Here is a 13,199-nt window from a genome sequence, read left to right on the forward strand (position 1 = left end):
TTAAATAATACCTTTAGTATCAATAATATTATTTAAAGAACTTAAATCAAGTTGCTTAAACTCTCTATGATCTACTAAAACTAAATGAATATCAGCTTGTTGATTATTTTTTAAATCAATTAGTTGTACATTAGTAGGTATTTTTTCAGGAAGTTCAGAAATATTTGGCTCAATGGCTAAAATATTTAAACCTTGCTCTGCCAGTTTTTTAGTAATCTCTAAAGCTGGACTTTCACGCAAGTCATCAATATCTGGTTTAAATGCCAAACCATAACAAGCCACTGTGACATCTTTAATGGTTTTTTCAGGGTTTGCTTGTAAAAATTCCGCAATCTTAATTTTTACCTGATCTATCACCCACTCAGGCTTACTGTCATTTACTTCACGCGCAGTACGAATTAAACGTGCCTGTTCTGGTGTTTTAGACACAATAAACCATGGATCAACCGCAATACAGTGTCCACCCACACCTGGACCTGGCTGTAAAATATTGACACGTGGGTGACGGTTTGCCAGCTGAATCAATTCCCATACATTAATGTCTAATTCTTCACAAATAATAGAAAGCTCATTGGCAAAGGCAATATTTACATCACGGAATGAGTTTTCAGTCAGTTTACACATTTCTGCCGTACGTGCATTGGTTTCAATGCAGTTACCTTTTACAAAGGTTTTGTACAAATCAATCGCCGCTTGCGAACAACGAGGTGTCATTCCACCCACGATACGGTCATTGCTAATCAGCTCTTGCAGCACTTTGCCTGGTAATACACGTTCTGGGCAGTGAGCAATTAGAATATCTGCCTGTTCACTACCCTGTTGTGGAAAACTTAAATCGGGACGTGCTTCACTTAGCCATGCAGCCATTTTCTCGGTTGCGCCTACAGGTGAAGTAGATTCTAAAATGACTAAATTCCCTTTCACCAAATATGGTGCAAGTGCTTTCGCTGCAGATTCAATATATTTTAAATCAGGTTCATGGTTATCTTTAAAAGGGGTTGGTACAGCTACTATATAAGCATCTGCAGCAACAGGACTTAACTGTGCAGAAAGCTTGTGTTGTGCGACTACATCTCGAACCAAAGCATCTAGGTCTGGCTCTACAATATGAACCTTACCTTGATTAATCATATCTACAGCATGTTCATTAACATCTACACCAGTCACTTTTACCCCATGTGCAGCAAATGTTGCTGCTGTTGGTAAACCGATATAACCTAACCCAATAACACAAATATGTTTAAACTGTTGCATTTTTTCCACTCAATTTATTTATTTAAAGCACGAATAATCTGTTGACAGGCTGTGCCATCACCATAAGGGTTATGTGCTGCTGCCATGGTTTGATATAAATCTGGATTGTCTAACAGTTCGGTGACCGACTGCTGAATAAGTGCCGCATCAGTTCCAACTAATTTTACCGTACCTGCTTCTACTGCTTCTGGTCGCTCCGTGGTATCTCGCATCACCAATACTGGCTTACCTAAAGAAGGCGCTTCTTCCTGAATACCGCCAGAGTCAGTTAAAATTAAATAACTGCGATTCATTAAATATACAAACGGCAAATAGTCTTGCGGTGCAATTAAATAAATATTGGAAATACCTGATAGCAATTCATTCACAGGCTTTTGTACATTTGGGTTTAAATGTACTGGGTATATAATTTGCACATCTGGATACTGTTTTGCAATATTTGCTAATGCTGTACAAATATTTAAAAAACCCTGTCCAAAGTTTTCACGGCGGTGGCCTGTTACTAAAATTAATTTTTTAGTCGGGTCTAAAAATTCAAATTTCTGTTCAAACTGAGCAATGACTGTCTGATCGGTCTCAACTTTTTTTTGTACTGTCAGCAAAGCATCAATAACCGTATTACCTGTAATAGTAATATTTTTCGGGTCTATATTCTCTTTAACCAAATTATTATAAGAAGATTGCGTCGGTGCAAAATGATAAGTCGTTAAAGCACCTGTCAGTTTACGGTTGGCTTCTTCTGGCCAAGGGGAATAAATATCGCCCGTACGCAAGCCCGCTTCTACATGCCCTACCTCAATTTTATGATAATACGCGGCTAAAGAGGCTGCGAATGTGGTGGCAGTATCGCCATGCACTAACACCACATCTGGTGTCCACTCAGCAAAAACTTGTTCCAAACCTTTGAGTACACCTGAAGTAATATCTGACAAGGTTTGTCCTGGTTTCATCAGGTTTAAGTCAAAATCTGGTGTCAAGTTAAAAAGCTCCAGTACCTGATCCAACATTTGTCTATGCTGACCTGTGACACACACCTTGCTTTCAAAGCTACCCTCTTGTTGTTTTAATTGTAATGCTAAGGGCGCCATTTTAATTGCTTCTGGTCGCGTACCAAAGACCAGCAATACTTTCTTTTTCACAATGATTTCCTATAATCAAATCAAACGATTTTGTTTACCTAATTCATATTTTAAATCTTATAAAATATGCAAGAATTTACCAAAAATATGTATATCTACAGCTTTTGTTTAAATCGATCATGCCCAACTACTAAAATGTGGAAATACTTGTTTTATTTTTTTTATTGACATTTTAAAAATAGAGTCTTGATCAGCTAATAACTTCTGATTACGCTTTTGATATATAGCAAAACCGACTACAGGTACTTTTTTCCCAAATTCAACCGCCAGTGGCAAGCCCACATAACCTAGACCAATCACCGCAATTTTTAAATCTACAATAGATAGCATTTTAACGCCTTATTTATGTACTGTACTTATGAAGATTAAATCTTTCGGCAGGAATACTAGCAGAAAATCAAGGAATTTCTATGACGTTTTATGTCCACCCTGTTGAAAAGCCAATTATGATGTAGGCTTTTTGTGAAAATTCACATAATTCAATTTCACTTAGCGCCATACTCACTTTTCTCATTATTATGCTCACCCGAAGGGTTTGATCAAACAGGAAAATTGATTACAAAATGCTATATACCTATTTGACAAGTTCGGTAAAATAGCCGCAATTTATTTAAAACTTTTTAAAAAATTTAATAATGGAATTTCGTGTGCAACACTTTCAACTGGCTATTTTATTGGCATGTGGCATTGCCACCACTGGCTGTGCGGTCACCTCTGGCTTACAAACTTCTGACCTGCCGAGTGAAGGTATCTATCAGACCGAGGCCGGCACTCGAGTGAATGTCATTCGACTAACCCAGGATAATTTATTTGCGCTTCAGCCCGCACAAGCCAGTCCAGCCCATTTGACCGCCTTATTTAGTACACCGCATAAAAACTACCGTTTAAGCTCTGGCGATATTCTTTCTATTTATTTATGGGCCTATCCTGAAATTACCCCTCCTACCAATACCATCAGCAATGAAAAAGCAGTCGAGTCGAATGGTTATCAGATTGACTCACAGGGTTATATCCAGTTTCCGATTATTGGTCGCTACAAGGCCGCTGGCAAGTCACTTGCTCAGGTGAATTCAGAACTGCGCAGCCAGCTTGCACGCTATTTAAAAACCCCCGATGTCATTGTACGGGTCTTGTCTTATCAAGGTCAGCGCTTTTCAGTACAAGGCAATGTGATGCAGGGCGGTCAATTCTATCTCAGTGATCAGCCGGTCAGTGTCTATACAGCTTTAGGTATGGCAGGTGGGGTAAACGCCCAGCAAGGCGATAACGCCTCAATCAGCCTGGTACGTCAGGGGCGTACCTATAACTTGAATACAGTGGAACTGGAAAAAGCAGGTCTGTCTCTGCACAATCTGCTGATTCAGCCCAATGACACCCTGTATGTGAACAGCCGTGAAAACCAGAAAGTCTATGTCATGGGTGAATCTGGTAAAAATCAGTCTCTCCCAATGCGGGATCAGGGCATGAGCCTGAGTGATGTGATTGGGGAAAGCCTGGGCTTAAATCCACTTTCTGCAAGTCGCAGCAAAATTTATGTGGTGCGTAGTGCCTCAGACCATGCCATGACCGAAATCTATCATCTAGATTTGAGCAGTATTGGTGACTTTGGTCTGGCCAACCAGTTTAAAATGCGCAGCAATGATATTGTCTATGTCGATGCATCAGGTTTGGCACGCTGGCAACGTGTCGTGAACCAGATTATTCCATTCTCAAATGCGTTGTATAATCTTGATCGTCTGGGGCAATAATGCAGTTTCGTAATATTCTCGTCGTGTGTATTGGTAATATTTGCCGTAGTCCTATGGCGGAGTTTTTTTTTAAACAAGAATTTCCTGAATTGACTATTCATTCAGCAGGAATCTCAGGCATGGTCGGCTATCCGGCTGATGCAAAGGCTCAACACTGCATGCAGGGTTTTGACATTGATATGCAGAGTCATGTTGCCCGAAAGCTGAATAGCGAGATGGTCAAACAGGCGGATCTGATTTTGGTCATGAGCAAAAACCAGCAACAGCATATTGAAAAAACCTGGCCTTTTGCCAAAGGCAAAACTTTCCGTTTGGGACATTGGCAGTCAAAAGATATCGCCGATCCTTATCAACATGATCAGGCATTTTTTGACAGCACCTGTCAGCAAATCCAGCAATGCGTTGCTGACTGGAAAAAACATATTTAATTTTTTGAATGACAATTATGAGCCAAAATACCAATACCGAAGACACTATTGATTTAAAAGAGTTATTTTTCTCTTTAATTGCTCAATGGAAACTGATCGCCCTCTGTGTACTGCTGAGCTTGATTGCAGCACTCTTCTATTTAAGAATTACCCCCAACACCTATGCGGTAGATGCGCTGGTACAGGTGGAAGATAGTAAAGGCGCTTCTGCTGCCCTACTGGGTGATTTATCTACTATGATTGAGCAGAAGTCCCCTGCTCAGGCAGAAATTGAAATTCTAAAATCCCGTCTGGTTTTAGGTTCAGTAATCAACGACCTCAATTTAGACGTGGTGATTGCAAGTGCAGAAGATAACACCTGGAATCGCTTATTAAAAAAACATGAATATGATGTGGAATATTCCAAAAAATCTGTTCTTTTCAAGGATAATCAGCAAAGCTTTGATGTACGCCAGTTTCAGGTCCCTGCCTACTTTAGGGACAAAAGCCTGCTGTTAACGTTCAGAAACAACCAGTATAGCCTGACTGATCCAAATACAGACGAGACTGTTTTTTCAGCTCCACTGAACCAGCTTAGCCAGTCCCAGTCGGCATATGGCCTATGGAAAGTTGCGATTTATAGTCAGGATCATCCAGCAGCGAGTTATTATATCCAAAAGCAGAGCTTGCCTGCTGCGGTACGAACGCTGTTGAATAATTATTCGGTGGCCGAAAAAGGTAAAATGACTGGTGTACTGGGACTGAGCTATCAGGGTCAAGACAAACAGCATATTACCCAAGTCCTGAATACTATTTTATCGGCTTATAGCCAGCAGAATATCGAACGCCGTTCTGCTGAATCAGCTCAAACCTTAAAATTTCTGGATGAGCAGCTTCCCGAGTTACGTCAAGAACTGGATGTTGCAGAACGTGAATTCAACCAGTTCCGTCAGCAATATAATACCGTCGATGTAACCAAAGAATCTGAATTATATTTAACCCAAAGCATTGCGTTAGAAACTCAAAAAGCGGAACTTGAACAGAAAGTCGCTGAAGCGTCTGCACGTTATACGGCAGAACATCCGGTCATGCAGCAAATGAATGCCCAGTTAGGCGCAATCAATAAAAAGATTGAACAACTCAGCAGCACCTTAAAGCAGCTCCCGGACTTGCAGCGTCGTTATTTACAGCTCTACCGTGAAGTAGAAGTCAAACAGCAGTTATATACCTCGCTGCTCAATTCCTATCAACAGCTGAATATCGCCAAAGCCGGTGAAATTGGGAATGTGCGGATTGTCGATACTGCAGTGGCGCCCATTGAACCCATTAAACCGAAAAAGCTTCAGATCCTGATTTTATCAATTTTCCTGGGCGGTTTTCTCGGAACCCTGCTTGCTCTGCTGCGCAATATGATGCGTTCAGGAATCAAAGATGCAGCACAAATTGAAAACGAACTGGATCTGCCGGTTTATGCCACTGTTCCTCGTTCACTGATTCAAGAGAGTCGTATCAAACTTCTGAAGAAGAAAAAACATATTCCAATTCTTGCGGTAAAAGATAGCGGTGATATTGCCATTGAAAGCCTGCGTAGTATGCGTACCGCGATTCACTTTGCCCTCAGCAGCGCCCAGAATAATATTATTGCCCTGAGTGGCCCTGCGCCTGAAATCGGTAAGTCTTTTATTGCAGTGAACCTGGCCACGATTCTGGCACAAGGGGGGAAACGGGTATTAGTGATAGATGGTGATATGCGTCGTGGCTATTTACATAAGTACTTTAATGCCGAGGTACAGCCAGGTTTAGCTGAATTTTTGAATCACCAAAACAACTACGACGATGTCGTTCAAAGTGCAAGCGTGGAAAACCTGTTCTTTGTGACACGTGGTAAAAGTCCGGTCAATCCGTCTGAACTCTTAAGTACAGCACATTTTAAAGCTTTTCTGGATCAGGCTTCGGCCAGTTTTGATCATATCCTGATTGACACGCCACCTGTGCTTGCAGTGACTGACGGGATTATTATTGCGCAATATGCGGGTGTAAATTTATTGGTTGCCCGTCATGCCAAAACACAAATCAAAGAACTGGAAATCACGGTCAATCGCTTTGAACAGGCCAATGTCAAAGTCAATGGTGTCATTCTGAATGATGTACAAAAAGCCAATGGTGGTTATAGTTATGGTTATAACTATGCCTATGCTTATACCGCAAATAAAGACCAGGACTAATTCAGTCTAAACTTAGATTTCACATCCTGCTTCAAGCAAGGTGTGAAATCACCCTCTATTACATTTATTCCAAATGATCATTGTTGAAAAAATCAACTAAAAACCCTATCGTGGTTACAGTTTAAAACTCCTGAGAATATACAAGAATGTTTAAATCAAAAACACTGCTTGCCAGCTTGGCATTAAGCTCCTCAATGACCTTTGCCCAAGGCATCGTTTTAAATGACCAAGACCTGCGCACCGATTTAAATTGGTTAAATCAGCAAGGTGTGATTCAAATCAGCACGTCAACCTGGCCAATGAGTGGTGATGAAATTCAACGCGCGCTTTCTCAGGCAAAAATCAGCAATAATAATCAGCAAAAAGTCATTGATTCTGTCATGGCTCATTTGAATGCCAGTAACCAGTTACTCAAAGCATCCCTGTTTGCAGAGACAGATCAAAAACATCTTCCTCAAGCCTTTGGCGACCAGCAAAAAGCTCAATACCAAGCGGGTTTAGAATTAAATGCAGGCAGTCAAAATTGGGATGCCAGACTTCGCGTGAATGCAGAAAAAGATCCGCAGATTGATCATGATCAAGATGTGAATGTTGAAGGGTCTTATATTGCAGGTAAATTATGGAATCAATGGCTGATTGCTGGACAAATTCCGACCTACTGGGGACCCGGTCATGATGGCAGCTTAATTCGGGGTGATGCCAGTCGTCCGGTATATGGTGTGACCATGCAGCGTGCCGAACAGAATGCTTTTGCCAACCAATGGCTGTCCTGGATTGGGCCTTGGCAATATCAAGCCTTTGCCGGACAACTAAATGACTACGATGCTGTACCTGATGCTAAATTAATTGGCTTACGTGTCACCGCACAACCTTTACCCTATTTAGAGCTGGGTGCATCGCGTGCTATTCAGTGGGGAGGTGAAGGACGACCTGAAAGCCTGAGCTCACTTTGGGATGCTTTTGTCGGTAATAAAGACAATGGCGGCACAGGTGAACCTGATCCATCCAATCAAATTGCCGGTTTTGATGCGCGCTTAAATCTACAACCGCTGGTGCATGTTCCAATCGGGATGTATGCACAATATATTGGTGAAGATGAAGCCGGTGGCTTGCCAGCAAAAAAAATGTATTTGGCTGGGGTCGATTATTCTTCTAGCTATAAGAATATGCCCTTCCAGCTATATACCGAATGGGCGGATACCCGTACCAATGGCAAGGCCCAAGGTATTTCCTATAATCACACTGTGTATACCGGTGGTTTTTATCAGCATGGTTATCCCTTGGCACATGCGATGGGTGGTGATGGTCAAATGATTTCAGTAGGCGGTGATATTCGTTTCGATCGCCTCAATCGGGTTAATGCTCGGGTGCTGTTTGCCAAGTTGAATGAATCTAACGGAACTACCAATTTAGCTTTTCCAGTGCAGGATGAATTAAAAGCTGTTGATGTGAGCTGGACCCATTATTTACGCCCCGATATTCCCCTGAAATTAAATGGCTGGATCAGTGATTCAGACCTCCATGGCAATGATGGGGGTGCCTCAATTGGGATTGAATTTCCTTTAGAAAAAGGCTTATTTTCCTACTAGGTTCTTGGCAAAATATAATTTTGGTTGGGCAATCATTGTGTCTAGACATTCTCTAACCATGATTAAAATCCAAACAATTAAAAAACCAGCAATTGCTGGTTTTTTTTTATCTTTTATTTTAAACACAGCGGGTGCATTTGCTTGCTAAAAATCCACGCACTCTACAAGATTTCTTAAAATTTTCTGCTAAGATGGAATGAACTTCAATGATAACATTAGATTGGAATAATACATGAGTAAGGCCTTACCGATTGCTGTCGCTGTTCTTCTGGGCGGTGCCGCGCTAGTACCTGTTTACTATGCATCTCAACACCCTGCAACCCAAACTACAAAAGCATCTAAAGATGCCTCTGCGGTTGCCAAAATCAGCTATGCACTCGGTTATGAAGTGGCCCATCAAACGCCACCTGAACTTGATATTAATAGCTTTGTGACCGGTGTACGTGAAGGACATGCCCGTACTGCGCCGGCTTATACAGAAGAAGAATTACAGGCGGCTTATGAGCAGTTCCAGAAAGAAATGCAGGAAAAACAGATGAACAGTGCCAAAGAAGCCCAAGCTTCTAGTGATACTTTCCTGACTGAAAATGCAAAAAAACCAGGGGTCAAAACCACTGCTTCTGGCCTGCAATATCGGGTTACTCAGGAAGGTAGCGGTAAATCTCCGGCAGCCAGCTCGGTGGTAAAAGTTCACTATAGCGGCAAACTGGTCGATGGTACGGTATTTGACAGCTCAGTTGAACGTGGTGAACCTATTGAATTCCCTTTAAATCAGGTGATTCCAGGCTGGACCGAAGGCCTGCAACTGATGAAAGAAGGTGGTAAAGCGACCCTGTATATCCCTTCACAACTGGGCTATGGTGAACAAGGTGTTCCGGGCACCATTCCACCGAATAGCACCCTGATTTTTGATGTTGAACTGATCGAAGTAAAATAATACGGTTCAGGGAGGGCATTGGCTCTCCCTTATTTTTGAGATACTAGAATGAAAATACAATTTAGCCTTGCTGCCCTGCTGTTATGCTCGGGTAGCCTGTATGCCAAAGAAATTACAACAAAAAGTACCCAAGCCGAACAGGTCGGCTATAGCTTTGGCTATCTGATTGGACGTAGCAATATTGACGCCTTGCAAGGGATTGACCTAGATGCGTTTAGCCAGGGATTAAAAGCGGCGGCGGCTGGCCAGAATGCCAGTATCAGCGATGAAGAGATGGCACGAGTACTCAGCCAGTTCAAACGCCAGAGCGAAGCCAAAGAGCTGATTCAGCTAAAACAGCAGGCAGATGAAAATGCCAAGATAGGTCAGGCTTTTTTAAAAGAAAATGCGAAAAAACCTGGAGTGAAAACCACCAAATCCGGGCTGCAATATGTAGTGCTACAGGAAGGCAAAGGCAAGTCACCGACTGCCAACAGCAATGTCCGGGTGCATTATGAAGGCCGTTTACTGGATGGTACCGTGTTTGACAGCTCGATTGCCCGCACCCAGCCTGTGGTATTTCGGACGACACAAGTTATTACCGGCTGGACTGAAGGGCTGCAGCTCATGAAAGAAGGTGCCAAATATCGCTTCTTTATTCCTGCGGAACTGGCCTATGGACAAGTAGGTTCGGGGGATGTAATCGAACCAAATAGCACCCTGATTTTTGATATTGAACTGATTGAAGTGATTAAATAAAAACGTCTGTACTTAAAAAATGAAAAGGCCGAGTTTGCATGATTGGGCCTTTCCCTTTGTTAAGCGTAGCCCTGAATTAATCTGCTGTTTTCATGTCATCTTCACATTAGTTTTGCTATTTTTATGCTTTAATCAATGTACTTCACAAGAATAAAGGAGCTGAGTATGGCCACCATCAAGACTCGCGAAATTCACTATACTGCTCAGGATGGGCAGTCACTTATTGGTTATTTTGCTGCACCTGAGGCCGATCTTCCTGTCGCTGGCGTTATTGTGGCACCCGAGTGGTGGGGACGGAATGCATATACCGAACAGCGTGCCCGCGAACTTGCAGAACATGGCTATGCGGCCTTGGCCCTTGATATGTACGGCGAGAAAAAAGTGACCACCCAGTCTGATCAGGCCTATGAATGGATGATGCAGACCTTTGAAGATCCGGATACCATTGTTAACCGTGCTGCGGCTGGCTTACAAGTACTGGCTGAACAGGCTGAAGTCAATCCAGAAAAACTTGCTGCGATAGGCTTCTGCTATGGGGGTAAAGTGGTGCTGGATCTGGCACGCTCGAATGCACCGCTCCAAGCAGTTGCGACTTTCCATGCCAACCTTTCACCTAAGGCACCGGCGCAGGAAGGCCAGGTTCAGGCCGAAATTTTAGTCATGCATGGTGAGCTGGACAGCATGGTCACGCTGGATGATGTGGCAAGCTTTAAACATGAAATGCAGCAAGCCAAAGTGGCGCATGAAGTGATCGTGTTTGAAAATGCCAAACATGGCTTTAGCAATCCATTGGCCGATGAACGTGCCAAAGCCAATGCTGTTGATCTGGGCTATAACGCAGAAGCAGAAAAGCAAAGCCTGGCTGCCATGTATGAGCTACTTGCGCGTCGTTTGGGCTAATACCTATTTTGCTGACGCTGTCCCTACCCGGCTTAAAACAGGATTAGGGAACCGGCCTTATGCTTGAAGAACATAAAATAAATCCGACCAGAGGAGATACTCATCATGACTGAAGCCCATTGCCCTTATTGTGATTATGATGAATATGATGTCATTGCCCAAAATGAATATAGTGTGGTCATTCCGGAGCCGCATTCATTGTCTAAAGGCCATTGTGTGATTATTCCACTGCGTCATGTCTCTTCATTTTTTGAAGTCACCGATAAAGAACGAAAAGCCATGATGTCTTTACTGGAACAGGCAAGGAATGAGCTGAAAATTCGCTACCAGCCTACCGGTTTTCATATTGGCTTTAATGATGGTGAAGTCTTTCACGAAAAGGTGGATCATCTGCATATTCATATTATTCCACGTTATGAAGATAAGGCCTTAAAGCTGGATGAACGCTGGGGTATTGAAAAATAAAGCCTTAATCTCTGCTAAGTGAACGCTTCGCGAAGTGTTCACTTTGATTCTGCCTTTCATTGCTTTGCTTTGTTTCAAGCAGCACAGTTTCGCCGACTTTTCAACTTTTAGCTCCCGCTCTTCAGTTATACTAGGCATCATTTCCTTTCCCCCTGTTTGTTTGCTTTCATGTTTGTATTTTCAAATGCCCTGTTAGAATGGTTTGATGTGCATGGCCGTCATGACTTGCCTTGGCAGATCGCAGATGATCCTTATAAGGTCTGGGTCTCTGAAATTATGCTTCAGCAGACTCAGGTGAAAACCGTACTGCAATATTTTGAGCGTTTTATTCAGCGCTTCCCGACTGTGCAGGACTTGGGTACAGCGTCTTGGGATGAAGTCGCGCCTTACTGGGCCGGGTTAGGCTATTATGCCCGCGCCCGTAATTTACATAAGGCAGCCGGCATGGTCACGGTACAGGGCCATTTCCCCACTACACTCGAAGAATGGATGGCATTGCCCGGAATCGGCCGCTCAACCGCCGGTGCCCTGATGTCTTTGGGCTTACGCCAATACGGCGTGATCATGGATGGCAATGTCAAACGGGTGCTGGCACGTTTTTTTGCCATTGAAGATGATCTGTCTAAACCTATTCATGAACGTGCCCTTTGGCAACTGGCAGAGCAACTCTGTCCTGTCGAGCGGAATCATGACTATACTCAGGCCATTATGGATCTCGGTGCAACCATCTGTACCCCTAAAAAGCCTTTGTGTCTATATTGTCCGATGCAGCAGCATTGCAAGGCGCATCAGCAGGGCCTGGAAAATGAATTACCCTTTAAAAAAGCCAAGAAACCCGTTCCTGTCAGATCGGCTCAGGTTCTGTTGATTCAGGCAGATGCAGAATGGCTCTGGCAACAGCGTCCTAATAGTGGGCTGTGGGGTGGGCTCTGGTGTCTGCCAATTATTGAAACTGAACATGAACTTGAGCAGCGCTGCCAACAACTTGGCTTAAAAAGTGTCATTCAAAAAGTCCGGATCAGTCATAGTTTTACCCATTTCACCTGGCAGCTTGAAGCAGTCATCTTTATGGTCGAAGCAGACCAGCAGGAGCATCTGTCGCTTGAGCTGCAAGGTAGCTGGATGAGCCCCGAAGCGGCCATCAATGCGGGTATTCCGACCGCCATGAAAAAATTGATTTCTACCGTAAATCTATGACATAGTCTAAAGCAGGAAAAAACCATACTGGCCTTATTTAAGGATGAAGATCTTGCGCCACTCCCTTGCCTTCTGCTGGCTATTGCTGAGCATGTTGTTTTTGGCGGCCTGTAGCAGTGCCCCGAAACATCCTTCTGCTGCACAGCTAAATCCTGCGCTGGTACAAAAGCTGAACGGCATGCCTCTGCCCGCCTCCCTGCCAATTCCGGTGGATCGAATCCGGGCATCAGAACTCCAAGATACTTGGGGGGCTTCTCGTAGTCAGGGTCGTCTGCATGAAGGGATTGATATTTTGGCTCCACGTGGAACCAAAATTCGCAGCACGACACCGGGGCTGATTGCAGATTTACGAAATAACAATTTGGGTGGTAAAGTAGTCTGGATTTTGGGTCCCAGCGGGACCTGGCATTATTATGCGCATCTTGATGGTCATAAACGTGGCTTGAAAGTCGGTGATTATGTCAAAAAAGGCGATGTTATCGGTTATGTCGGTAATAGTGGCAATGCTCGCCATACCGCACCGCATCTGCACTATGGCCTTTATCTGAATGGCAAAGGGCGTGGTGTGGTTAATCCCTACCCCTATTTACGTTAATTTTA

At 43.4% G+C, this 13,199-nt stretch carries 12 protein-coding genes and 1 pseudogene; 10 read left to right on the forward strand and 3 right to left on the reverse strand.

The window, feature by feature from the left end:
• The 3 genes and pseudogenes from wecC to E2K74_RS14860 form a co-directional block, all read right to left on the reverse strand.
• Window positions 1-1,254: a UDP-N-acetyl-D-mannosamine dehydrogenase gene (wecC, locus tag E2K74_RS07425; RefSeq protein WP_151206969.1), complete on the reverse strand. Its 1,254-nt coding sequence runs from the start codon at window positions 1,252-1,254 to the stop codon at window positions 1-3.
• 14 nt (window positions 1,255-1,268) lie between these two features.
• Window positions 1,269-2,393, reverse strand: coding sequence for a non-hydrolyzing UDP-N-acetylglucosamine 2-epimerase (gene wecB / locus E2K74_RS07430; protein ID WP_151206931.1), 1,125 nt, complete (start codon window positions 2,391-2,393; stop codon window positions 1,269-1,271).
• Between the two features lie 209 nt (window positions 2,394-2,602).
• Window positions 2,603-2,723: pseudogene (locus tag E2K74_RS14860) on the reverse strand (hypothetical protein); the annotation flags it as partial.
• A gap of 317 nt (window positions 2,724-3,040) precedes the next feature.
• On the opposite strand from E2K74_RS14860, the gene E2K74_RS07440 reads away from it, so the two are divergent.
• From E2K74_RS07440 to E2K74_RS07485, 10 genes are all read left to right on the forward strand, one after another.
• Window positions 3,041-4,141 carry a polysaccharide biosynthesis/export family protein gene (locus E2K74_RS07440; RefSeq protein ID WP_151206933.1) on the forward strand — a complete coding sequence of 367 codons (1,101 nt, stop codon included), beginning with the start codon at window positions 3,041-3,043 and terminating at the stop codon, window positions 4,139-4,141.
• Window positions 4,141-4,569, forward strand: a complete 429-nt coding sequence (locus E2K74_RS07445) for a low molecular weight protein-tyrosine-phosphatase (RefSeq protein ID WP_151206934.1) — start codon at window positions 4,141-4,143, stop codon at window positions 4,567-4,569. The genes E2K74_RS07440 and E2K74_RS07445 overlap by 1 nt, the downstream gene beginning before the upstream one ends.
• A 17-nt stretch (window positions 4,570-4,586) precedes the next feature.
• Window positions 4,587-6,773, forward strand: coding sequence for a polysaccharide biosynthesis tyrosine autokinase (locus tag E2K74_RS07450; protein WP_151206935.1), 2,187 nt, complete (start codon window positions 4,587-4,589; stop codon window positions 6,771-6,773).
• Window positions 6,774-6,919: 146 nt separating this feature from the next.
• A complete protein-coding gene (locus tag E2K74_RS07455) occupies window positions 6,920-8,362 on the forward strand; it encodes a capsule assembly Wzi family protein (protein ID WP_151206936.1) in 1,443 nt (480 codons plus the stop codon).
• Between the two features lie 232 nt (window positions 8,363-8,594).
• Window positions 8,595-9,299: an FKBP-type peptidyl-prolyl cis-trans isomerase gene (locus E2K74_RS07460; protein WP_151206937.1), complete on the forward strand. Its 705-nt coding sequence runs from the start codon at window positions 8,595-8,597 to the stop codon at window positions 9,297-9,299.
• Between the two features lie 48 nt (window positions 9,300-9,347).
• A complete protein-coding gene (locus E2K74_RS07465; RefSeq protein ID WP_151206938.1) occupies window positions 9,348-10,037 on the forward strand; it encodes an FKBP-type peptidyl-prolyl cis-trans isomerase in 690 nt (229 codons plus the stop codon).
• 165 nt (window positions 10,038-10,202) lie between these two features.
• Window positions 10,203-10,937, forward strand: coding sequence for a dienelactone hydrolase family protein (locus E2K74_RS07470; RefSeq protein ID WP_151206939.1), 735 nt, complete (start codon window positions 10,203-10,205; stop codon window positions 10,935-10,937).
• 105 nt (window positions 10,938-11,042) lie between these two features.
• Window positions 11,043-11,402: an HIT family protein gene (locus E2K74_RS07475; protein WP_151206940.1), complete on the forward strand. Its 360-nt coding sequence runs from the start codon at window positions 11,043-11,045 to the stop codon at window positions 11,400-11,402.
• Between the two features lie 168 nt (window positions 11,403-11,570).
• Entirely contained in the window at window positions 11,571-12,599 is a 1,029-nt protein-coding gene (gene mutY / locus E2K74_RS07480; RefSeq protein WP_151206941.1) for an A/G-specific adenine glycosylase, read from the forward strand.
• A gap of 91 nt (window positions 12,600-12,690) precedes the next feature.
• A complete protein-coding gene (locus E2K74_RS07485) occupies window positions 12,691-13,194 on the forward strand; it encodes a M23 family metallopeptidase (protein WP_171480665.1) in 504 nt (167 codons plus the stop codon).
• Window positions 13,195-13,199 lie beyond the last annotated feature (5 nt).

It is taken from the genome of Acinetobacter sp. RF15B (genome assembly GCF_007558235.1).
Lineage (GTDB): Bacteria > Pseudomonadota > Gammaproteobacteria > Pseudomonadales > Moraxellaceae > Acinetobacter > Acinetobacter lwoffii_C.

Excerpts from the sequence above, each read along its gene's own strand:
- wecC (WP_151206969.1), bottom strand. The coding sequence starts at position 1,254 with ATGCAACAGTTTAAACATATTTGTGTTATTGGGTTAGGTTATATCGGT.
- E2K74_RS07445 (WP_151206934.1), top strand. The coding sequence starts at position 4,141 with ATGCAGTTTCGTAATATTCTCGTCGTGTGTATTGGTAATATTTGCCGT.
- E2K74_RS07450 (WP_151206935.1), top strand. The coding sequence starts at position 4,587 with ATGAGCCAAAATACCAATACCGAAGACACTATTGATTTAAAAGAGTTA.
- E2K74_RS07455 (WP_151206936.1), top strand. The coding sequence starts at position 6,920 with ATGTTTAAATCAAAAACACTGCTTGCCAGCTTGGCATTAAGCTCCTCA.
- E2K74_RS07460 (WP_151206937.1), top strand. The coding sequence starts at position 8,595 with ATGAGTAAGGCCTTACCGATTGCTGTCGCTGTTCTTCTGGGCGGTGCC.
- E2K74_RS07465 (WP_151206938.1), top strand. The coding sequence starts at position 9,348 with ATGAAAATACAATTTAGCCTTGCTGCCCTGCTGTTATGCTCGGGTAGC.
- E2K74_RS07470 (WP_151206939.1), top strand. The coding sequence starts at position 10,203 with ATGGCCACCATCAAGACTCGCGAAATTCACTATACTGCTCAGGATGGG.
- E2K74_RS07475 (WP_151206940.1), top strand. The coding sequence starts at position 11,043 with ATGACTGAAGCCCATTGCCCTTATTGTGATTATGATGAATATGATGTC.
- mutY (WP_151206941.1), top strand. The coding sequence starts at position 11,571 with ATGTTTGTATTTTCAAATGCCCTGTTAGAATGGTTTGATGTGCATGGC.
- E2K74_RS07485 (WP_171480665.1), top strand. The coding sequence starts at position 12,691 with ATGTTGTTTTTGGCGGCCTGTAGCAGTGCCCCGAAACATCCTTCTGCT.